A 22,311-nucleotide genomic window follows, 5' to 3' on the forward strand; every position below is an offset into this window, starting at 1 on the left:
ACCAAGATGTGACAACAAAAGTTATGGCTGTAACTACTTATGGTTTTTTACGTGCAGAGGTAAGTTGCAGCTAAAACTAATGTTTAGTCGGAAATTATTTGATTTTTTATTTGTAGCAACAGGTTATGGGTGAAGGTTGATTTTTAGTTTAATGAAATCAACGATTTGCGAGAGAGCGTCTCCTTGCATTTTGTTGTGGGAAAATCTGTGACTTGTGTCGCAAAACGCGCGGCGGGGTTGATAGTTATAGCCCTAACTATTATGATTGCGTTGATTGAACGTTCAATTAACTATTTTAGAACAACAAGAGAGCAGTGTTTATGCCTAGACCGCCAATGAAAACAGTCAGACAGCAGCAGTTAATTGATGCGACCTTAGTTTCTGTTGAACGTCACGGTTTACATCACACTACAATCAATACTATCAGCGGGTTAGCGGGTATGTCCTCTGGCATTATCAGCCACTACTTTGGTGGGAAACAAGGGTTAATCGAAGCAACGCTTAAATATTTGCTCGATGAACTTAAACAAGCCCTGCTTCGTCGCACACAAGGTAAGGTTCTGACGCCAGCACAGCGACTGTCGCTTATCGTTGATGCCAATTTCACAGAGTTACAACGTTCAAATGCTGCAACCAAAACCTGGTTAAGTTTCTGGTCTCAAGCGATGCATGATCCCGGTCTTGCCAGACTTCAACATATCAACTGTCAACGTCTATATAGCAATTTACTGTTCTCTTTTAAGCCGCTCATCGGCAAACCTGCGGCAATTGAAGCTGCAAAACAGACTGCAGCAATGATTGATGGTTTTTGGTTACGCAGTGCGTTAAGTGTTTCGCCCGAAAAAGAGTTCGAGCAAGCGCAATATTTATGTAAGAGCTTTATAGAGGCTGTGATCGTGCAGCACGGAGAAAATCAATGTCACTAGTTGTTCATCAAAATTATATTCATGGTCAATATCTTTCCAATGGCACAGGCGAGACTTTTGAAGTTATTAACCCTGCTACCGGTCAGATTAGCTACCTTGTTGAAGTGGCAAACGACGAGATTAAGCAAGCGGCAATAGCAAGCGCTAAACAGGGTTTTGCTGTCTGGTCAAAAATGACAGCCATGGAGCGCAGCCGTATTTTGCAAAAAGCGGTAGCCTTGTTGCGTGAGCAAAATGATGTGTTAGCCGCCATTGAAGTGCTCGATACTGGTAAACCTTGGCAAGAAGCCTCTGTAGTGGATGTGGTAACGGGTGCCGATGCCATAGAATTTTTTGCAGGGCTTGCCCCCAGTATTGAGGGCAACCAGCAGCCAGTAGGGGATGACTTTTATTATACTCGTCGTGAGCCACTTGGTATTTGCGCTGGAATTGGCGCATGGAACTACCCACTACAAATAGCATGTTGGAAAGCCGCGCCAGCGTTAGCTTGCGGCAACGTGATGGTATTTAAACCTTCAGAAGAGACACCTCTAGGGGCGCTAAAACTGGCTGAAATCTTTACCCAAGCAGGTGTCCCTGATGGGGTATTTAATGTGGTGCAAGGTGATGGTCGAGTGGGGGCTTGGTTAACCTTACATGATGAGATAGCCAAAGTGTCATTCACCGGCGAAGTTGGAACCGGCACTAAGGTGATGGCTGCTGCTGCGACAACGCTCAAAGAGGTCACCATGGAGCTAGGTGGAAAATCACCTTTGATTATTTTCGATGATGCCGATGTCGACAACGCTGTCTCTGCGGCGATGTTAGCCAACTTTTATACCCAAGGTGAAATTTGCACAAACGGTACGCGCGTATTTGTGCAGAAAGGGATCTATCCTCGTTTTATTCAAAAGCTCGTTGAGCGAACCCAGAATAATATTGTATGCGGTGATCCTATGGATGAGGCAACCAATTTTGGCGCGCTCATTTCACAGGCTCATCAACAAAAAGTGCTTGAGTATATTGAGCAAGGCAAATCACAAGGCGCAACCTTGGTGGCTGGTGGCCATGCGCTAACACCTGAAAACGCACCGAATGGTTATTTCGTCGCCCCCACCATTTTTACTGATTGCAGCGATGAGATGAGCATAGTGAAAGAGGAGATCTTTGGTCCTGTGATGTCCGTGTTGACGTTTGATGATGAAGCGGAAGTGATAGCGCGAGCTAATGATACTCATCTTGGGCTAGCGGCTGGGGTCTTTACCCAAGATATCACTCGTGCTCATCGTGTTATCCACCAAATGCAAGCAGGTATTTGCTGGATAAATGCCTACGGAGCTTCGCCTTCGGAGATGCCTGTTGGCGGTTATAAAATGTCAGGGATTGGTCGTGAGAATGGCAGTGAAACCTTAAAAGCATATACCCAAATTAAAGCGGTCTATGTCGGCATGACAACGCTTGAAAGCCCATTTTAAGGAGTGCCCATGGACCAGATTAATCCAAAACAGGAATACGATTACATCATAGTCGGCGCTGGCAGTGCGGGTTGTGTATTAGCCAACCGCTTGTCGGCAGACTCTGCCAATAAAGTGTTGCTGTTAGAGACAGGGGGCAGCGATAAGAGCATCTTTATCCAGATGCCAACAGCGCTATCGATTCCCATGAACACTAAGAAGTATGCCTGGCAGTTTGAGACAGAAGCTGAGCCATCTTTAGATAATCGCCGTATGCATTGCCCGCGGGGCAAAGTGTTGGGCGGTTCGTCATCGATCAATGGCATGGTATACGTGAGAGGCCATGCGCGTGACTTTGATGAGTGGCAGCAATCGGGGGCCAAAGATTGGGATTACGCACACTGTTTACCCTATTTTAAAAAGGCTGAGACTTGGGCGTTTGGTGCAGACGACTACCGTGGTGATAGCGGACCACTTGGCGTCAATAATGGCAATCAGATGAAGAATCCCCTGTATCAAGCGTTTGTTGATGCTGGCGTTGATGCGGGTTACCTAGCAACCGCTGATTACAATGGTGCGCAGCAAGAGGGTTTTGGTCCTATGCATATGACGGTCAAAAATGGGGTGCGTTGGTCAACGTCTAACGCTTACCTAAGGCCAGCAATGCAGCGTAGTAACTTAACGGTTATTACTCATGCACTTGTGCACAAAGTATTGCTCGATGGTAAACGTGCTGTTGGCGTGCGCTATGAGCGTAAAGGCAAAATTCTTGATGTGGGTTGTAGTAAAGAGGTTGTGTTATCGGCTGGGTCAATTGGTTCGCCACATATCTTGCAACTGTCAGGTATCGGCGCGGCGAAAACCCTTGGTGCTGCCGGCATCGAACCCCTACATGAGTTACCGGGTGTTGGGCAAAACTTACAAGATCATCTTGAGTTCTACTTTCAATTTAAGTGCTTAAAGCCTATTTCCCTCAATGGCAAACTTGACCCACTCAATAAGTTATTTATCGGTACGCGTTGGATCCTCAACAAGTCGGGATTAGGCGCAACCAATCACTTTGAGTCCTGTGGATTTATTCGTTCCAAACCAGGGCTTGAGTGGCCGGATTTACAATACCATTTTTTACCCGCGGCGATGCGCTACGACGGTAAGGAGGCGTTTGCCGGTCATGGTTTTCAGGTACATATTGGGCATAACAAACCCAAGAGCCGTGGCGCTGTCACTGTGGTATCGAGTGATCCCAAGGCCGCTCCTAAAATTCAGTTTAACTATCTGTCGCATCAGGATGATATTGAAGGGTTTCGTGCCTGTGTGCGTTTGACTCGCGAAATAATTAATCAGCCGGCACTAGATGAATATCGCGGTGAAGAGATCCAACCCGGAATCCAAGTGCAAAGTGATGAGGCGATCGATCGCTTTGTTAGGCAATCAGTAGAGAGTGCCTATCATCCATCATGCTCTTGCAAGATGGGTGAAGACTCAATGGCGGTGGTAGACAGTCAAACTAAGGTACATGGCATGATGGGATTGCGAGTGGTTGATTCATCTATTTTTCCAACCATTCCAAACGGTAACTTAAATTCACCGACCATTATGGTCGCAGAGCGTGCCGCTGATCTGATTTTAGGTAAGATGCCGCTGGCGGCAAGTGACGCTCCTGTGGTTATTGCCGATGAGTGGCAAGTCCATCAGCGCCAGCAGTCTCCAAAGAGACACAGTGTTTAATCCTTGTTGGATTAGCACTTTCTAGGTTGACGGCCTACCTAAGTCACATTGACTAAAAGGCCTTAATTGTCAGGGTAAAACTATAACGGTTTGTATCAGGGTTTAAATATCGCAGAAACGATATTTAAGGCTTGAGGGGTTGTTGCAGCCTAAAAATGGCACCTTGACGTAATATAAAATCAATAAAATGGAGCTAACAGTATGTTTGCATTAATATTTTGTTCAAGGGGGAACAAATGACCACGTGGTTAACTATAGGGATTTTATTTACCTTTGCGGCTATCGCTTTTGTCATCTATCGCTGGGGAAATATAGAGTGTGTCGGGGTGACACCAGTGCGTACCTTTACCTTTATCGCGATTCTCTTTACCTCGGGTCTCGATGTGGGGTTGATTATGTTCCCGTTGACTGAGTTTGCAGGTTACGCCGATCTGGCGGCCAATCCTGAGTATGGTTTTTCTAACCCTCTCGCGATTGAGTTCGGCTTCTGGGCCTTTCTGATTTGGGCATTCTATTTCTTAACTTGTTTCTATTTCTGTGTGATTGAACCAAGGGTGAAATTTTTTGAAATTCCCGTGATTAAGTTCATCAATAACTTAGTCATCATAGGTACCTGTGCGTTTACTGCCTATTTGTTACTGACTAATTTGCCTTGGTATCTGCCTGAATTAGGTGATGGTGAAACCATCGTTAGCAGCTTTTACTTAATTGTATTTGTTGTGATTGCGGCCGCTGTGTATTCGAGCACCAGTATTCGCTATGTGCGTACGTTAAGCCTTGCAAGTACTTGGTTGTTTCTAGGCCTTATTGCACTGATGTGGGCTGGTGCGTTTATGTCTGCAGAGTCAGGTGTGGGTGAGTTTGTCACCACGTTTGCCTTGATTGGTGATTACTTTGGTAATTTGCACCACTTTGTATTGCCGCTCAATGACTATCATGAGTTCTATCTATTCTGGTGGTTTGCATGGAGCATTATGATTGGTCAATTTACCTCTCGTTTCGTTGGCGGTATGAAAACCTATCAGGTATTAGTGGCAATGATGGTGTTTCCATCTATCCCAATCGCTATCTGGTTTAGCGTGCTCTATTACTACAGTGCCAATGCCATACCGACGGCAGGTTTTTATAACTTAGCCATGGTAGTGGTTGGTATTACCTTTGTGATCAACTCGCTCGACTCATTGATCCGTTTGTATACCGATAACCTAAACTTGACTGTGCAACGATTTGGCAAGGTTAAGTACATCACAGGCAACCTAGTCTTGATGTGCGGTCTCACCTTGTTATTTAGCTTAGATTTCCTACAAATTCAGTGGGTGGGCGCATTAGCCATTGCACTCATTTTAGGTTGTTTTGGCTATATCATGGCGACCAAGTATCGACGTGTGGCAGAAATTGAGCGTTCGCCTAAAGAGAATAAAATCGACTTCGGCAAAATTGAGCTGGCTAGCTAATTAGCGACCTGTTCAACAAAATTATACTGATTGATATTAAACACCCTGAACTCATGGTTTTGAGTTCAGGTCTAATAAAAATGAAGGAAAATGATGAATACAACAATTAAACGCATCGCATTTGCAGGCCTACTAGCATTACCATCTACAGCTATGGCAGGATTAAGTTCAACCGTTAACTTAACCTCTGATTATACATTCAATGGTGTCAGTCAAACAGACAACGGCCCAGCACTGCAAGCGAGTTTAGATTATGGCTTCGACAGTGGTTGGTACGTGGGTTCTTGGGCGTCAAATGTGGATTTTGGATCAGGTGATGATACTTGGTTAGAGTTAGATTTTTATGGTGGTAAGTATTTCGAGCTGACCGACCGCTTTTCGCTTGATGCCGGTATTGCTTACTATACCTATCATGGTGATTCATACTCTGATGAGTACAAATATCCAGAAGCGTATACCAAATTTGGTTATGGCTCATCATTGGGTCAAACTGAGCTGAACTTTTGGTACTCGTGGGACTATTTTGGTTTAGATGCAGGGCACTACATCATGATGGCTGCGCACACTTTTACAGTGGCAGAGGGACATGATATACGTGTGAGCTTCGATCGTTCAACTTCGCAAGATGAAGACAAATGGTCTTGGAATGGTAAAGACGCTTATAATCACTACCGTGTTGAATATATGACTAGCTGGAAAGGCTTTGACTTTAACCTTGCTGCAGAAGATACCAGTATGGATACTGACAGCAGCGATACTCGCGCCGTGTTGTCTGTGTCACGTACCTTTGAATTTTAAGTGTGACTTAACTTTCACTGTTTAACATCTGAATGTTAAACACACAAAAAGCAGAACAACCGAGCGTGTTGTTCTGCTTTTTTGCATTTGAAGCATGAGTTGGTTGCGTATTTCTGTTATGGTGCAGCTCAAATGAGAGGGGATTATGGAAAAGTACGAACAACTATTAATATCGTTGCGCCGTGTGATCAGAGCCATCGATATACATTCTCGGCAACTCAATAAGCAATCGGGCTTAACGGGGCCGCAGTTGATGGTGATTCAAACCATCGCCAACCCAGATAGACCGCTTGCTAAAGAGGTCGCACAAGAGGTTGCATTAAGTCCTGCGACAGTCGCGACAATTATTGATCGACTCGAAGCGCGAGACCTTGTGGTGCGCACCCGAAGTGAAACTGATAAGCGGAAATGGCATTTATCACTGAGTGAAGCCGGGGTCGCAATATTAAGTGCTGCACCTAAGCCGTTACAAGATCACTTTATCAAACGTTATCAAAATCTTGAAGAATGGGAGCAGAGTCAGCTTCTATCGGCGGTAGAACGTATTGCCTCAATGATGGATGCAAATGAACTTGACGCTGCGCCAGTGCTCTTAGTGGGCCAAATCCAAGCTGAAGAGTAGTAATCCGTATGATTGGTTACTTAACGCAGCGATTTAACGTAAAAGGCAACGCTTAAATGTCGGTGATATTTACACCTCGATGGTTGTGGCAAATGGCGGGCAAGTTACTTCGTCGAATTGTTCAGCGCTAATGTGCAGTGGATGTTGTCGTAATATGGATGTCAGGGCGGATAGTTTAACAGGCAATACGGCGTTAGTGCTTGAGGGCGGTGGTCTGCGTGCCATCTATACCGCTGGCGTACTCGATGCCTTTCTTGAGGTTGATGTTCACTTCGATTACCTTGTTGGCGTCTCCGCCGGCGCTATCTATCCCGCATCATACTTATCACGCCAATACGGACGTAACCTCAAAATTCAGCAAGGTTTTTTAGCCGATAAACGCTACATGGGATTCAGTCATTTTTTACGTGATGGCAATTATGTCAACACTGATTTTACCTATCGACGTATGGCTAATGAACTGATTCCTTATGATTTTGATGCGTTTACTCAAAGTGGCGCAGAGTTTAAGGTCGGTGCCTTTAATTGCGAAACTGGAGAGACTAATTTTTTCAGTCGCGCCGACTTTGCTAACCACGACCGATTTTTAGCCGTCTTGATCGCATCAAGCAGTTTGCCTTTTATCTCTCAGCCGACCACCATTGATGGCGTCCCCTATTTAGATGGCGGCATCGGCGCACCTATCCCTTTGGCGCAGGCGCGCAGTGATGGTTACCCGCGCCAAGTAGTGATTCTGACCCAAGAACCTGCCTACCGTAAGTCTGCATTTAAATTTAAATGGTTAGCGAATCGTGTTTACCGCCAATATCCCCATGTTGCAGCAGCCTTGCTTGAGCGTCATCGGGTATACAACCAAGCACTTGCTGACTTATTAGCCGCCCAAGCCGATGGCAGTGCATTAGTGTTGCAGCCACAGACGCCACTCGGTTTATCGCGCTTAGAACGTGATGTGTCCAAAGTTGAAGCGGTTTATCATCGTGGTGTCATAGAGGGAAGAGCATTTATCCCTCAACTCTTGGCGTTCATTGATTAGATACTTTTCCCCCGCTTCTTCGCATTTGGCATCCTTCAACTCGTTTAATTATCTAATTTGTTATCACCTTGTAAAATAAGTGCGTTTACTTTAAATTTGATGCAGTGAACTGAATTGGTTGAGTTTTGGTCGTTTTTAGAAAGGAGTCAGTAATGGATAGCGAAAAGTTTCAGCGCGGTATCGCAAAACGACGCGAGGTGATGGGGGATGAATTTGTCGATAGAGCATTAGCATCGGCGACTGACTTCACGCAACCACTGCAAGAACTGGTCAGTAGAAATGCTTGGGGCGAGGTTTGGGTGCGTGAGGGCATTTCAAAGCAAACGCGCAGCCTGATCACGATCGCTACCTTGGCAGCGCTAAAGGCATCAAATGAGCTAAAAGGGCATGTTAGGGGCGCACTTCGTAATGGTTGCACAATTGAAGAGATCCAAGAGGTGTTGCTGCATTCAACGGTTTATTGCGGTATGCCATCAGGCGTAGAGGCTTTTAGGGCTGCGAATGAAGCGATTGAAGCGTGGAAAAAGGAAACCGACTAACGGGAAAGTTTCCAATAGCCAAGGGAAAGCCGATTTCTCAGGCTTTCCAATAAGTTCACATCATGGCCAAAGGTGAGGGTTAACCGTTGACCGCTAGTACCGAGGGGCGTTGCTCCATGGTTGCCAGCCACTTACTTAAATTGATTTGGGTATCATCAGGGCTGATCTCAAGGTGTTTAATAAAGCTCATCATCACATAAGCGGTGATGTCGGCGACGGAGAAATGCTGGCCCGCGACGAAAGGGTGTTCACTCAACTGTTTCTCAAGTGTGGGTAAAAACTCAATTACACGTTGGCGCGACTCTTCGCCCCACGCTTCGACACAGCGCTCGCGGTCTTGGTAGACTTTGGTGATATTTCTAAAGGCTTGAAACGCGATAAATAAGCCTTGTAACTCACAGATGCGCTGCCACATCTCTACTTGCGCTTTCTCTAATGGTGAGCGACCAAACAGCGAGTGATCGCTTGGGATTAGTTCATCGAAATAACGGCAGATCGCGATGGATTCGCAAAGGGTTTGACCATCATCGAGCTCAAGTACTGGAATGCGACCATTGACGCTCAGTGCTTTAAACTCATCACTGAGGTTGTCACCTGCACGCAGGTTGAGGCTTTGGCGGTCGAGTTCTATTCCCATTTCATTAAGGAAGATATTGACTCGTCTGGCGCTGGGGGTCATGGCTAATTCGTAGAGTTTCATCTATCCCTCTTTGGCTCTCGTTAAAGTTGTAGTATTTGGGTTCAGATAGTGTCTTTTTCTTTATCTGAACGTTCGGTTAGAATAGAATCTAAATCATATCGGAACGTTCGGTCAAGAACCTTGTATTGATCGGTTTTTAATAGCTAAGAGTAAAATCATCTATGGCAAGAAGTTGTAATTTTGATAGACAGGACAAGCTAATAGCGGCGATGGAGCTATTTTGGCAAAAAGGCTACGCCGACACCTCTGTGTCAGATCTTGTGGCGCACCTTAAGATTAATCGTTTTAGTTTGTATAACAGTTTCGGTGATAAGTTGAGCCTGTACCGCGAGTCTTTAAGCTACTATTTAGCGCATTACTCACAGCCAAAATTAGCGCCACTACTTGTTGATGACGCAGACTTGGATACGATCAAGGATTATATTACGGCGTTTATTGCGCAGCAGGTTGATCAGCCTTATGGTTGTTTTTTACAAAATGCGATACTGGAAAAATACCTGAAAGATGAGGTGGTGCAGCAGCTTTGCGGTCGGTTATTTGATGGTCTGCATCAAGCCTTTACTCAGGTGTTGGCAGATGCACAGCGCCGTGGGCGGTTATCTAGCGCCCTGAATACGCAAGAGGTGGCGAGCTTTTTAGTCATGCAATTGCAGGGCATTCGTGTGCTGGGTAAGGCTGAACAATATCAACTTATCGAGCAGGCCCGCCGTGTGCTGATGAGCTACTTGGACGGGCTACGCAGATAAGACGCTAAGCGTTTTATTTGGTCCCCTTAATCAGCGGAATACCATTGGTGCCAACAGGAATATACACTGTGGTGTGGTTGGGCGAATCGGCCATTTTTAACTGCGCATTAATTGCTTCATGCTGCAGGTAGTTTGGTGTGAGGGTAGTGTTGATGATCTTTTGCGCCTCGGCAATACCTTTGGCCTCTTCAATACGGATCTCCGCATCTTTTTGCGCGATCTCTTTTTGGGTTTCCTTCTCCGATAGCAGCTGCTGCGCGGCGAGTTTCTTCTCTACCGCAATGGCAACAATTTCAGGATAGTTGATGTTGCCGATCACCACGTTTCTTAACTGAAACGGCGAACTTTTAAGGTATTCTTTAAGCTTCACTTCAACTGATTCGGCAATTTTAGAGCGATTCTCCTTCAATGCGACACTGTCGTAGCGCTGTACTTCATCACGCACAAAGGTTCTAAAGGTTTCGCGAACAAAGCGGATATACCAGTTTTCTGCGCCATACTTTTCTACCACCTCTTTTACTGAGCCTGATTTTATGGCGAGGACTGCATGAAAGTTAAAGCTAATGTTAAGGTCATCATTGGCCAAAATTTTAAAGTTCTCAGTATAGGTATTTGGACGCATATCTATGTTAATGATCTCGTTACGCCACAATGAAACGCCGTAATTACTCGGCCCAATCAAGCTGCCACGGTAGCCTCCAACACCAAAAATGCGAGGTTGTTCAAAAACATAGCCCTCTTCACCCGCTGGAGTGTTTGGGTTGGTGCAGCCAGTGAGAACCGCACTGGTAATGGTTAGTGTGACGATAGTCGCTAAAGGTTTAATTATGGTTTTAAGTGTTAGTGGTTTATTCACAAAATATCCCTATTTTCTATTAATAGTCGAGCGATAAGGCAAAGCACAGGTAGGCCATCAGTTTGTTGGTCTCCTTAAATTGCTCGGCACACCAAGTATCGAAATGTTGACCGAGCAATTGCTCTGTGGTGATCGGTTTAATGGCGATAAAATCTTTGCGTTTCAGTTCATCAATCATAGGGTGTTCTTTATCGAACCCTTTTGGTGGCCTGATTAAACAGTCCCCCTCCATGGCAAACCCCGCATCTGCGAGTTGCGCTAATGCCTGTTTATAGGCATTGGGGTTGTCATCGATGCAAGTGCGAATTTGATTAAGTGCTTGGCTGTCGGGGTGCCAAATCCCAGCCCCTAAGAAACAACCATCATTGGCGATATGTAAATATAAACCTGGCGCATGCACATCTTTGCCCTGAAAGTGGCGAAACTGAATGCCAACATTTATTTTGTAGGGTGTTTTGTCTTTGCTAAAACGCGCATCACGTTGAGGGCGCATGAGGCTACCCCCCACCTTTTTGGCCACGCAGGTTAATCTTGGCGATAGCTGATGAATATAAGGGGTCATCGTTTCGATAAACGCTAATGCAGGAGCGCGTACCTTAGCTTCATATTCGGCTTGATTTGCTTTAAACCAATCGCGACTGTTGTTGGCTTGTAATTGCTGTAAAAAAGTCAGGCAATCGACATTAAAAGCTGATTGACTAGCGGTTTTTTTGCTCATAATCGACGTAATATTGAAACCAGTATTGTTGGCTAAAACTATCATACCTGTGGGAAGATTGTTAATCATTGCTAATCTATCTTTGTTGTTGGCTTACAAGAGTACATTATGCACAAGGGGAGGGCTGATGGTGGCTATCGTCAAATGGTGTTTAATGCTATAGTCGTTGGCATTTTTATTATTGATATCATAGCCGTGCATCAATAATGAGGGCGCGCTTAAGTGCCAATAGTTGCCCGTAAGAGGAAAGAAAAATGAAAATTTGGGTCGATGCTGATGCCTGTCCTGGTGTAATTAAAGAGATGTTATTTCGTGCTGCCGATCGTGCTGAGGTTGAGGTCACTTTGGTGGCGAATCATGTGATGCGCATTCCCCCCTCTCGTTTTATCAATTTAGTCACAGTGCCATCTGGCTTTGATGTGGCCGATGATGAGATCGTTAAACGTCTTGATGTGGGAGATTTAGTGATAACCGCTGATATCCCATTGGCATCAGAGGTTATCGACAAAGGCGGTTTTGCACTCAACCCAAGGGGTGAGTTATATACCACGCAAAATATTAAATCGATTCTTAATATGCGTGATTTCATGGACACTATGCGAGCCAGCGGCGTGCAAACGGGTGGGCCCGCAGCGATAGGTCAAAGTGAGAAGCAAGCCTTTGGTAACCAATTAGACAGGTTCATCACTAAACATCACAAACGCTAATTCTAGGCGTTAGTCACTTGCGGCCATTACATGCTGCAGTACCAGTTTTAGATAGTCTAAGCAAAAAGGAGCGCATTGCACCTTTTTGCGTTCCTGCACTCGCTTCATCATTTCAGTAACTGTATGTCATTTTTCTATTCTAAGCAGTCTATTAGCCTGCTTATCACCTCAACACTTTTGTGTTTCATCATTTTGACTGCGAGATTTTTTGTGATCTAGCACAACTTCTTTTAGCTCGATGGCGATCGCGATCACATAATGAGCTGTCGAGGGGGCAGTTTGGGTTGCGCGTTTAGATAATCTGGATTAGTTTGAACAAAAGTTTGGTGTGCAAACATTTGTTTGTTTAATTCTTATAGAGATCGCTCAAATGACTGAACGTGAATTAGAAATCTTAGCACTACTCAAGCAAGACCCGTTAATCGCTCAGCAAGACTTAGCCGACAAGCTAGGTATTAGTCGCTCTGCGGTAGCGGGACATATCATGAACTTAACCAACAAAGGCGTAATTCGCGGCAAGGGCTATATCTTAGCGGAAAACCGTTATGCGGTGGTTATTGGCGGCGCCAACATGGATATTCTCGGTAGACCTGCGGCAAATCTTAGAGTTGGTGACTCAAACCCTGGTAGCGTCAGTTGTTCACCTGGCGGTGTCGGACGCAACATTGCTGAAAACCTCGCTAGATTAGGTTCCGATACCCGTTTGGTCACGGCAGTGGGTAAAGATGCTTACGGGCAACAAATTATCGAGCATTGCCAACGTGCTGGCATCGATATGAAGAACACGTTACAACTTAACGATGCGTTAACCTCAACCTACCTGTCAGTGCTAGACGGTGACAGTGATATGCATGTCGCAATTAATGACATGGCGATTTTAGAGCGACTCAGTGTCGACGTGCTGAAATCTCAACAAGCGATGTTAAAGCGTGCCGAGTTGATTATTGTTGATGCCAATCTTTCAGAAGCCGCGTTAGCGTATCTCTTAAGTAATTACGCCGAGATCCCTCTGTTTGTTGATACCGTTTCTTGCGCTAAAGCCACCAAGCTAAAACCTTACCTCAACGCTATCCATACGCTAAAGCCCAACCTTAAAGAAGCTGAACAGCTCTCAGGCATGGTTATCGAAAACTACAGCGAGCTTCCGGGTTTAGCCAACTGGTTTCATAACCAAGGGGTTGAGCGGATCTTTTTAAGCTTAGGTGCCGACGGTGTCTTCTATAGCGAACCCAATGAACAAGCCTTAATTCCTGCAATGCCAGTTGCCATGGTAAATGCCAATGGTGCAGGGGATGCTTTTCTTGCTGGGCTTGCACACGGTTTTATTCAAGATTGGCCGACCAGAAAGTCAACCGAGTTTGCCATGGCGGCGGCTGTTGTTGCCTTGTCTGATCTGGCGACTATCAATCCAAATATGTCTGAAATATCTGTTAATCGAGTTATCAAGGAGTCTCTATGTTAGCGCAGTACCTAGATATCAACCCTGAAGTTAAAGCGGCGCTGGATGCCGGACAACCTGTTGTGGCATTGGAATCAACCATTATTTCCCACGGCATGCCGTACCCACAAAATGTTGAAACGGCACGTAAAGTTGAACAGATCATCCGTGACAATGGCGCCATTCCTGCGACGATTGCTATCTTAAAAGGTCGACTCAAGGTGGGCATGACCCATGACGAGATTGAGTATTTAGGTAAAGCGGGCCAAGCGGTCATTAAAACTAGCCGCCGTGATATTCCGTTTATTGTGGCCAAGCAAGCCGATGGCGCAACCACAGTGGCCTCGACCATGATTTTAGCGGACATGGCAGGTATTAAAGTGTTTGCTACTGGTGGTATTGGTGGTGTGCACCGTGGAGCGCAGCAAACCTTTGATATCTCAGCTGATCTACAAGAGCTGGCTAATACAGATGTTGCCGTAGTGTGCGCTGGTGCTAAATCGATATTGGATATTGGTTTAACCCTTGAGTATTTAGAAACCCAAGGCGTGCCAGTGGTCGGTTATCGAACTGATACCTTGCCCGCGTTCTACACGTGTGAGAGTGACTTTGGTGTTGATTACCGTTTGGATGAGCCAAAGCAGATTGCGGCGGCAATGGCGGCAAAATGGCAGATGGGCTTGAAAGGCGGTGTGGTGGTTGCCAATCCTATTCCTGCTCAGTTCGCATTGGACAAAGCGATGATCGATCAGGTGATTAAAGATGCGGTTGCCGAGATGGACAGTAATGGGATTTCTGGTAAAGCCTCAACGCCATTCCTGTTAGCCAAAGTGGCTGAAAAAACCGAAGGTAGTAGCTTAGCTGCGAACATTGAGCTGGTATTTAATAATGCCAAGTTGGCCGCGCAAATCGCCTGTGAATACCATAGTTAACGAGATTAATGTTTAATTGCTTTCTAAAATAGCGCCTCAGGGCGCTATTTTTGTTTATCGTAAGCACTTTTTTAAACTAACCTTTAAAATTAGTAATCTAATCAAGTCTTTGGTCGTTATTTTTCTGTAATTTTGTTATCATTTTGTAAATTGTTGTGCCAGGACTCAATATGGATCCCCAAGTCATTGAAATTAAAGATTTCGTCTCTTTTACCTTAGCGATTATTGCGCTATTTATCGGTAAGCATATTATTTCTCGTTATGAATTGCTGCGTAAGTACAGTATTCCTGAGCCCGTCGTGGGTGGCTTTGCCTGTGCGGCGATAGTCGGCATCCTTTACTACGGGTTTGACCTGCAGGTCGAATTTAATCTCGATGTTCGTGATATTTTGCTGTTGTACTTTTTTGCCGGTATTGGGCTTAAAGCTGATATAGCTACCCTATTAAAGGGCGGTAAGCCTTTATTGATTCTATTGTTGCTCTCTTCAAGCTTTATCTTTATTCAAAACGTTATGGGCGTTAGTGTTGCAACCCTGTTTGGCCTCGATCCCAAGGCGGGATTAATGTCTGGGTCAATAGCGCTCATTGGAGGTGTGGGAACCGCAATGGCCTGGACGCCTACATTTGTTGAGGAGTTGGGGATTGCCAATGCGGCCGAGTTGGGGATTGCATCCAACACCCTAGGTTTAATTGCGGCGTGTGTGATTGGTGGTCCCATTGCAGCGTATTTAATGAAACGTCACAACCTTAAAGCCAGCGGTAATGATGAGCTCGATATCGGTACCAGTCATCAAGAGAGTAGCCAGCATCTACAGGTTGATTACTTTGGTGTATTGCGGGCCTGGTTGTGGCTCAATGTTACGCTTATTATGGGCTATTTCATTGATATTGGATTAGCCGAACTAGGGCTTAAGTTACCCATGTTTGTGAGCTGTTTGCTGGCGGGTATTATCATTGGTAACCTTGGGCGCTTATATCTTGAGCACAAAGGCCGAGAGAAAAGCGCCTATGTTATTGAAGCGAGTCGCGGCTTAACGCTGATCCAAGATATCTGTTTGGGGATGTTTTTAACCATGGCGTTGATGAGCTTGAAAATCTGGGAGCTCGAAGGCAGTTTGCTGTATATCTCTACGGTAATGGGCTTACAGGTAGTCATATCAGTGGTTTTTACCATCTTTGTGGTGTTTCGTGCCATGGGTAAAGATTATGAATCTGCAGTGATCTGTTCAGGTTTTGGCGGTGTCACATTAGGCTCAACGGCCACGGCGATTGTCAACATGACGGCGGTGACACAGCAATATGGCGCCGCGCACCGAGCCTTTATTATTGTGCCACTGGTGTGTGGGTTCTTTATTGATATCATCAACGCGATGATCATCAATCTGTTTGTTAATTTCTAAGGTTTTTTACGGGCGGCGTTAAGAGGGAGAGTCATCTCCCTCTTATTGACATCATAATAGTTGTTGGATGATCTGCTTTAACAAGTAAGTTTCGCGCTCTATCGACATCCCTTTCTTCTCGCTATGGGCCATGGTGTGCTCATTGTGACGGATCGCATCATGGATATTTATCCACACAGGGCGCATGCCGTTTTGAATCTCGTGGGCTTCAAGTCGCGTCTCTTTGAGTGTTTCATCTATGGTGCACACAAAGCAAAATGACTCCATATGTACAAAGTCAAAATTGTCTTTGTACCAAGGACGAAACTCTTCATAGCGCCCAAACTCTGCCACAATATTAATATTGTGCGCGCCAGTTTCCTCTTCGAGTTCACGGATTAATCCTTGGCGAATATCTTCGCCTTCATCCACTCCGCCGCCAGGAATACTGTAATCATGGTAGCGCTCGGTGTAGAGTATGAGGATCGCTTCGCCTTTAATAATAATGCCGCGTGCAGCTTGGCGATGAAACCCTCTCCCTACAAGAGCTTGGCGGTGCTCAGCATTGAGCGCAGGGTGGATGGTCGATTTTAATAGGCGCATGAAGTCTATCGCTTGGTAAAGGGCGCAAGTATACGCAAAAAGTAAATTATTGTTGAGGGGTTAATGCTTGGTAAGCACTAATCGCCTCGCGAAGTATGGCAGCGTGTGTCTCATCTGTAGCGCCTTTAATCGCGAGACAATAATGGTTCAGCAGCCGAGTAAGGTAGTGTTGGTTGATGTCGGTATTGTGGTGTGACCATATTTTGTCGCCCACGAGTGAAACAGGCGTTGTGGCGTCACTCGACAGGTGCAGTACTTCGTAGAAACGTTTGTTTTCAGTGATTAAGTGCTCATTAACTAAGCCTAGCGTTAGCGACGAGAGCGCTTCCCTTAACTGATAGGTATGGTGAACAGGGCAGAGAATAAACTCCACACTTTGGCCGATAGCCAAGGCGTGTTGCTGTATCGCCTTAACAAAGCTTGCAGTGAGTTCACCACCCACTCCTGCAATAATCACTAATTGAGGAGACTGACTGCGGTATTGTGCCAAAGGCAGCTTGTGAACGTCGTGACAGTGAACATGCCATGTTTGCTGTGATAAAGCGGTCAAGGGATAGAACTGCTCAAGCTTTGCAATCAAGGTATTGGTGATAGATGGCACAATATCGACAAAATGTATGGCATCGCATCGCCCTTGTTTAAGCAAGGTGGCACCTAGCAAGCCATGATCGCAACAGCAATCCCAAATATGGCTATAGCGGCCTTCTATCATGCTGGCGATAGTCTGTAAGCGTTGACTTAATTTCAATCGTGTGGACTCTGGTTAATCTGTGTGGCACTAAAATTACTGGGTAGGCTTGCAGGTGTTTGCGTTGGCTAATGCCAGCATGGCAGCGTTATCTATGGTTGTTGCGTAGGAGCCGCTACCGGTATGGATATTAGCACTAAAGTGCACAATGGCCTCGGCGACTTGAACAGCATGAATAGGGCGATACTTTGCCCACTGACCAAACATAAAAGGGGCGAGTAGCGGCAGGAGTGTTTGGCCTATATCTTCGGCCAAGCGACTCTGCTTGCGTTTACCTAACAATAAACTTGGCTGAAAGCACTGCAGCTGTTTTTGGCCGTCATGGGCCCACTGCTGCAGTGCAACTTCAGTCTCTCCTTTAACGCGGTTATAGAACACCTTGCTATTGGCATCGGCACCTAAGGCGGTTACCACGGCGCTGTATTTTGCGTCGCACAAGGTGACGAAGTCGATTGCGCCCCGCTGATCGACTGCAACAAAAGCTGCTTGGCTGCCCGCTTGTTTAATGGTGGTGCCTAACGTGCAAAAGCTATGGTCAATAGCAAAGGGCGGCGTTAACAGAGGTAATTGATTTAGCCTAGTCGCGGTAAATACTAGGCTTGGGTGGATCAGTGCTGGCGGCGTTCTGCCAAGCACCCAAATATGACGGTAGCGACCGCAATCAATCAGTTTTTGCAATAAGTGTTGGCCAACCAGTCCGGTTGCGCCAATGATGGCAGCATTCATCTCACGTACTCGTTAAATAATCAGATCCATTTCAAGTTGGATATCAGTACACCCTTTTTTGCAAAATACTCCATATTGGCCTGTTTGTGCTTTTTCTGTGGGCACAACCAAATGCAGGGGTTGGTGACATGTCTCACACATGACGGTGTTACCTTTGAATAAGCGCTTAATCAGGTTTTTCTGATCATTAAATGATTTAGCTGTGGTTTTATTGATGGCGGAAAAGTCTAGTTTTTGGGTTTTGTTGGCTGCGCTATCTGTCATTGTTTAGGTCGCTGTAATACACATGATGTCGTTAGTATATCAGTGTTGCTGGCAGGCAACAGGGATTCTAAGGGGAGATCAATAATTTCCACCCGAGTTGCTTATTAATTCATCAGCAAGTGGAGCTTTAGGGGGGAGGTAGCCCCAATTTCCGTTTTGCCACAGACGGCATAACTGCTGCTATGCTTTACAAAGATGAATATCAATAATCAATGGACGTTTAATACCATGGGTCATCCAATGGGCTATGTTGCCGCATTTATTTGCCTTGGTGCGTTAATCGCGCCTTCCGCGCTCGTGGCTGCTAAGGCGGAACTAAAGGTTATTGCCATTGACTATCCGCCATTTACTACAGAGAACATCGAGGGGGACAACGGTATTGCTTTTAGACTGTTACAACAGGCACTGTCCGACAGTGAGTTAAGGGTAAACCCCGACATCTACTCAACAGCAAGAGCGCACAAATTAATCCGTACCGGGCACTGGTGTGCCAGTTTTTACCCGCCGAAAGAAGCCTCCGAGCAATTGGTCAATATTCCATTAGCAGAGCAACCTATTAAGCTTGGGTTATATCGTAAGCGTCAAGAAGGCCCGTTTCGTTGGGATGACTTAAGGGAGCTAAGTGGATCGCAAGTGGCCTATCTGCGCGCAGTTGCGAGAGATGGTATTGGGTTAGATATGACCAACGCAGGGTTGGTTATCTTTAATGTTGAATCGGTAAGGCAGGGCTTGCAACTCTTGGCTAAAGGGAGAGTCGATTATGCGTTTGCCGATAATGTATCGGGAGCCATCATACTTAATGAGCTTGGCTTAGATACCAATGATTATCAATTTTCACAGAATCTGTTTCGCGCACTCCCCATGGGAATTTGGCTGAATCTTTCTTGTGAGCAAGCTTTAAAAGCTCACCAAGTGCTTACCCAACGAGGACAGGGCATCCAGTAATTGCCCTGTAGGTTCAGCGACGCTTTTATCAACCTGACGTGCCATAGTGCTCGACTCAGTGTCATCTAATCCAACCTCATTTTCAATCTAGGCTTAATATGTACGCCTGTGCAACATATGTTTAATTTTTGTTAAATGCTTGTTGCCTTATGGTTGCTGTGGTAGGTTTTCTCTTGTTGTGTAGTCGCAAACGCCAAAAATGGTCGCAAAGGAAGTTAGATGTATCGTGGCATTTGCAGATGAAAATCAAAATAAATAACTCTAAACATAAAAAATATAATGGAGAGACTTTTATGAAGTTAACCAAATTGGCAAGTGCAGTAATGGCGTTAAGCGTTGGCATCTCAACACAAGCTTTTGCTGACGATGATCGTTATGTCATTCAGGTTGAAAATGGCAAAAAAGGTGTGGTTAAAGCACTGGCCAAAAAATTAGGTGCTCAAGTTCATGTTGATGGCAATGGGTTTATCGCCGCAACTTTTAGTGGTAAGGACCTAGCAACAGTTAAGGGCTTACTTAACAATCCTCACGTTAAGCTAGTCGAAGCTGACCAGCGTCGTCATCTAATGGGCTTTAGCGATACTAAAGATGCAGACCCAAGCAATCAGATAACACCTTACGCTGTATTTCAATCACAAGCTGATCAAGTTAACTTTAATAGCGCTGCAGGCATGAAAGTTTGTGTGATCGATTCAGGCTTAGATGCTTCAAACCAAGATTTTGTATGGAATAACATTACTGGCGACAACGATTCGGGTACCGGTAACTGGAACGAGAACGGTGGTCCACACGGCACTCACGTTGCGGGTACGATTGGCGCTGCTGACAACAATATAGGTGTTGTGGGTATGGCGCCTGGCGTCGATATGCATATTATTAAAGTATTCAATGCCGAAGGCTGGGGTTACTCGTCTGATTTAGCCCATGCGACAAACTTATGTAGTGCTGCTGGTGCTAACATCATTAGCATGAGTTTAGGTGGCGGCGGTTCAAACTCTATTGAATCTAATGCATTTCAATCATTTGTTGATGCGGGTGGCTTAGTGGTTGCCGCAGCAGGTAACGACGGTAACAACGTACGCTCTTACCCAGCAGGCTATCCATCAGTCATGATGGTTGGTGCAAACGATGCGAACAACAACATTGCAGACTTCTCACAGTTCCCATCTTGTATTTCAGGCCGTGGTAAGCGTGCGACAGCAGATGAGTATAGCTGTGTTGAGGTGACAGCGGGTGGTGTTGATACGTTATCGACCTATCCAGCAGGTATGGCGACTTCATCGAGCTTAGTTGCAGATGGGGCATACTTTGCCAGCAGCGCTATGGAAAACGCAGGTACGGTAAGTGGGACTCTGTATTACATGGGCACAGCCGAGGGCACAGATGCTGGTGCTAATGGCAATGTGTGTTTAATCGACCGCGGCGTTATCTCTTTCCATGACAAAGTGGCTAACTGTGAAAACTCTGGCGGTATCGGGGCTATCATAGTTAATAATGAGCCAGGCATGTTGTATGGCACCTTAGGCGATACCAATGCAACGAGTATTCCAGCTGTGGGCGCCGCGCAGGAAGATCAAGCAACACTGCTTGCAGCATCAAGTGCGACTATTGATATTGGTGCATCTGATTATGGCTTTATGAGCGGTACTTCAATGGCAACCCCAGCGGTATCGGGTATTGCAGCCTTAGTTTGGTCTAACCATAACGAATGTACAGGTAGCGAGATCTGTGAAGCGCTTAAAGCAACCGCTCTTGATGGCGGTGCAGCAGGTAATGATGTCTACTTCGGTTACGGCATTGTTCAGGCGGCTGCGGCTGATGCGTACCTAACGGCCAATGGTTGTGCGGGTGGCGACAATGGCGGTGGAACCGGTGGTGATTTCTCTATTTCTGCTAATGGGTATAAAAGTAAGGGTGTGAAGATGGTTGATTTAACCTTCTCTGGCGCAGCGGGTGCAAGTGTTGATGTTTACCGCAACAGCAGTAAGATTGCCACGACTTCAGCGAGCACCACCTATACCGATACCATTAGCGGTAAAGGCGGCGGAACTTACACTTACAAAGCGTGTGATGCTGGGACTTCGACCTGTACTGCTGATGTGACTGTTGTCTTCTAAATCAAGATGGTTAGCCGCACACTTATGTTGAGTGGCAAATGAAAAAACGCAGCCTAGGCTGCGTTTTTTAATGCTTATGCGTGTGAACTTCGCGGTTCATAGGAGCTGTTAAAGTGTTCGTCGTCAGCCTTTGCTTAATTTCGATTGTAGATCGCGTTCAACAATCTCTAATGCTGCCAGTGCGACGGCGGGGGCTATACCGTGGGTTTCTAGCAGGTAAATGAGATCAACGGCTAACTTAACTTCATCGCTTGCTTGATTAAGACCACTATCCGCGGTTTCGCTGTTATCTGATTGCTGTGTCATATCGTCCTCTATTTCTATCGCGTCGATTTTTACACAGCTCACCAGCATGAACAAGTGACTTGCTCACTTTGAATCGCCACTAAGTTACTCGCCAGAGACTCGATACTCTAACGTGTTTTTGTCCAAAAACGATTTAACTTTTGATTGCCAAGTGATACGAACAAGGCTAAATCGGAGAGAAATATAAGTCGGTGTAGGTATGGCGGTGGGGATTACCGCATGGCCGCTCTCTGACATCCATATCATCGCGGCATTTGTGAATCCATTCACGTCAGATGCCACCGTCGTGCGTATAGGGATATACTTGCAGCGTTCCACCGAAATACCTACACGAAAGGCATGCTGCAGGCAATTGGTTGCCATGAAGGTTAACGCTACCATCAATAAATAAAAACAACTTCGTCAAATGTTATAAGCCAAAAATGCCAACACCTTCATTCGAAGGTCAACTTATTTTTGTTCAAAATCAATTGAGCTTTAGCTGGCCAGTGAAGCCCAGTGCAGTTAACTCTCAGAGTGGTTAGCCTGGTGGACAGCGAAGTCTGCCATGGCGGCTAGATGGCATCAGACTCATCGCCAAATGAGTCTGTGCC

General features: G+C 45.7%; 23 protein-coding genes. 15 read left to right on the forward strand and 8 right to left on the reverse strand.

Going from position 1 to position 22,311, the window contains the following annotated elements; genetic code table 11:
- The first annotated feature begins 320 nt into the window (after nt 1–320).
- From betI to L876_RS0105470, 8 genes are all read left to right on the forward strand, one after another.
- Nucleotides 321–926, forward strand: coding sequence for a transcriptional regulator BetI (gene betI / locus L876_RS0105435; RefSeq protein WP_028762868.1), 606 nt, complete (start codon nt 321–323; stop codon nt 924–926).
- Complete coding sequence (betB, locus tag L876_RS0105440; protein WP_028762869.1) at nt 917–2,380, forward strand: betaine-aldehyde dehydrogenase; 1,464 nt, start codon at nt 917–919, stop codon at nt 2,378–2,380. Before betI ends, betB begins: the two co-directional genes overlap by 10 nt.
- Before the next feature lie 9 nt (nt 2,381–2,389).
- Nucleotides 2,390–4,087: a choline dehydrogenase gene (betA, locus tag L876_RS0105445; protein ID WP_028762870.1), complete on the forward strand. Its 1,698-nt coding sequence runs from the start codon at nt 2,390–2,392 to the stop codon at nt 4,085–4,087.
- A gap of 236 nt (nt 4,088–4,323) precedes the next feature.
- Entirely contained in the window at nt 4,324–5,541 is a 1,218-nt protein-coding gene (locus tag L876_RS0105450) for a choline transporter (RefSeq protein ID WP_028762871.1), read from the forward strand.
- Nucleotides 5,542–5,634: 93 nt separating this feature from the next.
- Nucleotides 5,635–6,339: a TorF family putative porin gene (locus L876_RS0105455; protein WP_028762872.1), complete on the forward strand. Its 705-nt coding sequence runs from the start codon at nt 5,635–5,637 to the stop codon at nt 6,337–6,339.
- A gap of 145 nt (nt 6,340–6,484) precedes the next feature.
- Complete coding sequence (locus L876_RS0105460; RefSeq protein WP_028762873.1) at nt 6,485–6,961, forward strand: MarR family winged helix-turn-helix transcriptional regulator; 477 nt, start codon at nt 6,485–6,487, stop codon at nt 6,959–6,961.
- A 154-nt stretch (nt 6,962–7,115) separates the two neighbouring features.
- The gene (locus L876_RS0105465) at nt 7,116–7,994 is read left to right on the forward strand and encodes a patatin-like phospholipase family protein (protein WP_037428049.1); all 879 of its coding nucleotides are present in this window, start codon (nt 7,116–7,118) and stop codon (nt 7,992–7,994) included.
- Between the two features lie 152 nt (nt 7,995–8,146).
- Entirely contained in the window at nt 8,147–8,533 is a 387-nt protein-coding gene (locus L876_RS0105470) for a carboxymuconolactone decarboxylase family protein (RefSeq protein WP_028762875.1), read from the forward strand.
- A gap of 79 nt (nt 8,534–8,612) precedes the next feature.
- Here L876_RS0105470 and L876_RS0105475 read toward each other — a convergent pair whose 3' ends face one another.
- Nucleotides 8,613–9,233: a glutathione S-transferase gene (locus tag L876_RS0105475; RefSeq protein ID WP_028762876.1), complete on the reverse strand. Its 621-nt coding sequence runs from the start codon at nt 9,231–9,233 to the stop codon at nt 8,613–8,615.
- Between the two features lie 161 nt (nt 9,234–9,394).
- Here L876_RS0105475 and L876_RS0105480 point away from each other — a divergent pair, with 161 nt between their 5' ends.
- Entirely contained in the window at nt 9,395–9,979 is a 585-nt protein-coding gene (locus L876_RS0105480) for a TetR/AcrR family transcriptional regulator (protein ID WP_028762877.1), read from the forward strand.
- Between the two features lie 13 nt (nt 9,980–9,992).
- Here the strand turns inward: L876_RS0105480 and L876_RS0105485 are convergent, their stop codons facing one another.
- On the reverse strand, nt 9,993–10,808 hold the full coding sequence (locus L876_RS0105485) for an SPFH domain-containing protein (RefSeq protein ID WP_051412953.1): 816 nt from the start codon (nt 10,806–10,808) through the stop codon (nt 9,993–9,995).
- Between the two features lie 46 nt (nt 10,809–10,854).
- Nucleotides 10,855–11,553 (reverse strand): DUF2461 domain-containing protein, encoded by a 699-nt coding sequence (locus L876_RS0105490; RefSeq protein ID WP_037428072.1) that lies wholly within the window; start codon nt 11,551–11,553, stop codon nt 10,855–10,857.
- A 254-nt stretch (nt 11,554–11,807) separates the two neighbouring features.
- On the opposite strand from L876_RS0105490, the gene L876_RS0105500 reads away from it, so the two are divergent.
- The 4 genes from L876_RS0105500 to gltS all read left to right on the forward strand — a co-directional run bounded on the left by L876_RS0105500 (nt 11,808) and on the right by gltS (nt 16,030).
- Nucleotides 11,808–12,260 (forward strand): YaiI/YqxD family protein, encoded by a 453-nt coding sequence (locus L876_RS0105500; protein ID WP_028762880.1) that lies wholly within the window; start codon nt 11,808–11,810, stop codon nt 12,258–12,260.
- 370 nt (nt 12,261–12,630) lie between these two features.
- Nucleotides 12,631–13,722 carry a PfkB family carbohydrate kinase gene (locus L876_RS0105505; protein ID WP_028762881.1) on the forward strand — a complete coding sequence of 364 codons (1,092 nt, stop codon included), beginning with the start codon at nt 12,631–12,633 and terminating at the stop codon, nt 13,720–13,722.
- A complete protein-coding gene (locus L876_RS0105510) occupies nt 13,716–14,630 on the forward strand; it encodes a pseudouridine-5'-phosphate glycosidase (protein WP_028762882.1) in 915 nt (304 codons plus the stop codon). Before L876_RS0105505 ends, L876_RS0105510 begins: the two co-directional genes overlap by 7 nt.
- Nucleotides 14,631–14,800: 170 nt before the next feature.
- Nucleotides 14,801–16,030, forward strand: a complete 1,230-nt coding sequence (gene gltS / locus L876_RS0105515; RefSeq protein ID WP_028762883.1) for a sodium/glutamate symporter — start codon at nt 14,801–14,803, stop codon at nt 16,028–16,030.
- Nucleotides 16,031–16,081: 51 nt separating this feature from the next.
- Here gltS and L876_RS0105520 read toward each other — a convergent pair whose 3' ends face one another.
- From L876_RS0105520 to L876_RS0105535, 4 genes are read right to left on the reverse strand one after another with little or no spacing between them, the layout of a single operon-like run.
- Complete coding sequence (locus tag L876_RS0105520; RefSeq protein ID WP_028762884.1) at nt 16,082–16,612, reverse strand: NUDIX hydrolase; 531 nt, start codon at nt 16,610–16,612, stop codon at nt 16,082–16,084.
- A gap of 46 nt (nt 16,613–16,658) precedes the next feature.
- Entirely contained in the window at nt 16,659–17,360 is a 702-nt protein-coding gene (locus tag L876_RS0105525) for a tRNA (adenine(22)-N(1))-methyltransferase (RefSeq protein ID WP_028762885.1), read from the reverse strand.
- Between the two features lie 36 nt (nt 17,361–17,396).
- Nucleotides 17,397–18,086, reverse strand: coding sequence for a Rossmann-fold NAD(P)-binding domain-containing protein (locus L876_RS21160; RefSeq protein ID WP_051412945.1), 690 nt, complete (start codon nt 18,084–18,086; stop codon nt 17,397–17,399).
- Nucleotides 18,087–18,098: 12 nt separating this feature from the next.
- The gene (locus tag L876_RS0105535; RefSeq protein ID WP_028762886.1) at nt 18,099–18,350 is read right to left on the reverse strand and encodes a hypothetical protein; all 252 of its coding nucleotides are present in this window, start codon (nt 18,348–18,350) and stop codon (nt 18,099–18,101) included.
- A 195-nt stretch (nt 18,351–18,545) separates the two neighbouring features.
- Between L876_RS0105535 and L876_RS0105540 the strand changes: the two genes are divergently transcribed.
- Together L876_RS0105540 and L876_RS0105545 are read left to right on the forward strand one after the other, a co-directional pair.
- Complete coding sequence (locus L876_RS0105540; RefSeq protein WP_028762887.1) at nt 18,546–19,295, forward strand: type 2 periplasmic-binding domain-containing protein; 750 nt, start codon at nt 18,546–18,548, stop codon at nt 19,293–19,295.
- A 293-nt stretch (nt 19,296–19,588) separates the two neighbouring features.
- The gene (locus L876_RS0105545) at nt 19,589–21,412 is read left to right on the forward strand and encodes a S8 family serine peptidase (RefSeq protein WP_028762888.1); all 1,824 of its coding nucleotides are present in this window, start codon (nt 19,589–19,591) and stop codon (nt 21,410–21,412) included.
- 123 nt (nt 21,413–21,535) lie between these two features.
- Here L876_RS0105545 and rsmS read toward each other — a convergent pair whose 3' ends face one another.
- Entirely contained in the window at nt 21,536–21,718 is a 183-nt protein-coding gene (rsmS, locus tag L876_RS21165; protein WP_037428052.1) for a pleiotropic regulatory protein RsmS, read from the reverse strand.
- Nucleotides 21,719–22,311 lie beyond the last annotated feature (593 nt).

Source organism: Shewanella colwelliana ATCC 39565, assembly GCF_000518705.1.
GTDB lineage: Bacteria > Pseudomonadota > Gammaproteobacteria > Enterobacterales > Shewanellaceae > Shewanella > Shewanella colwelliana.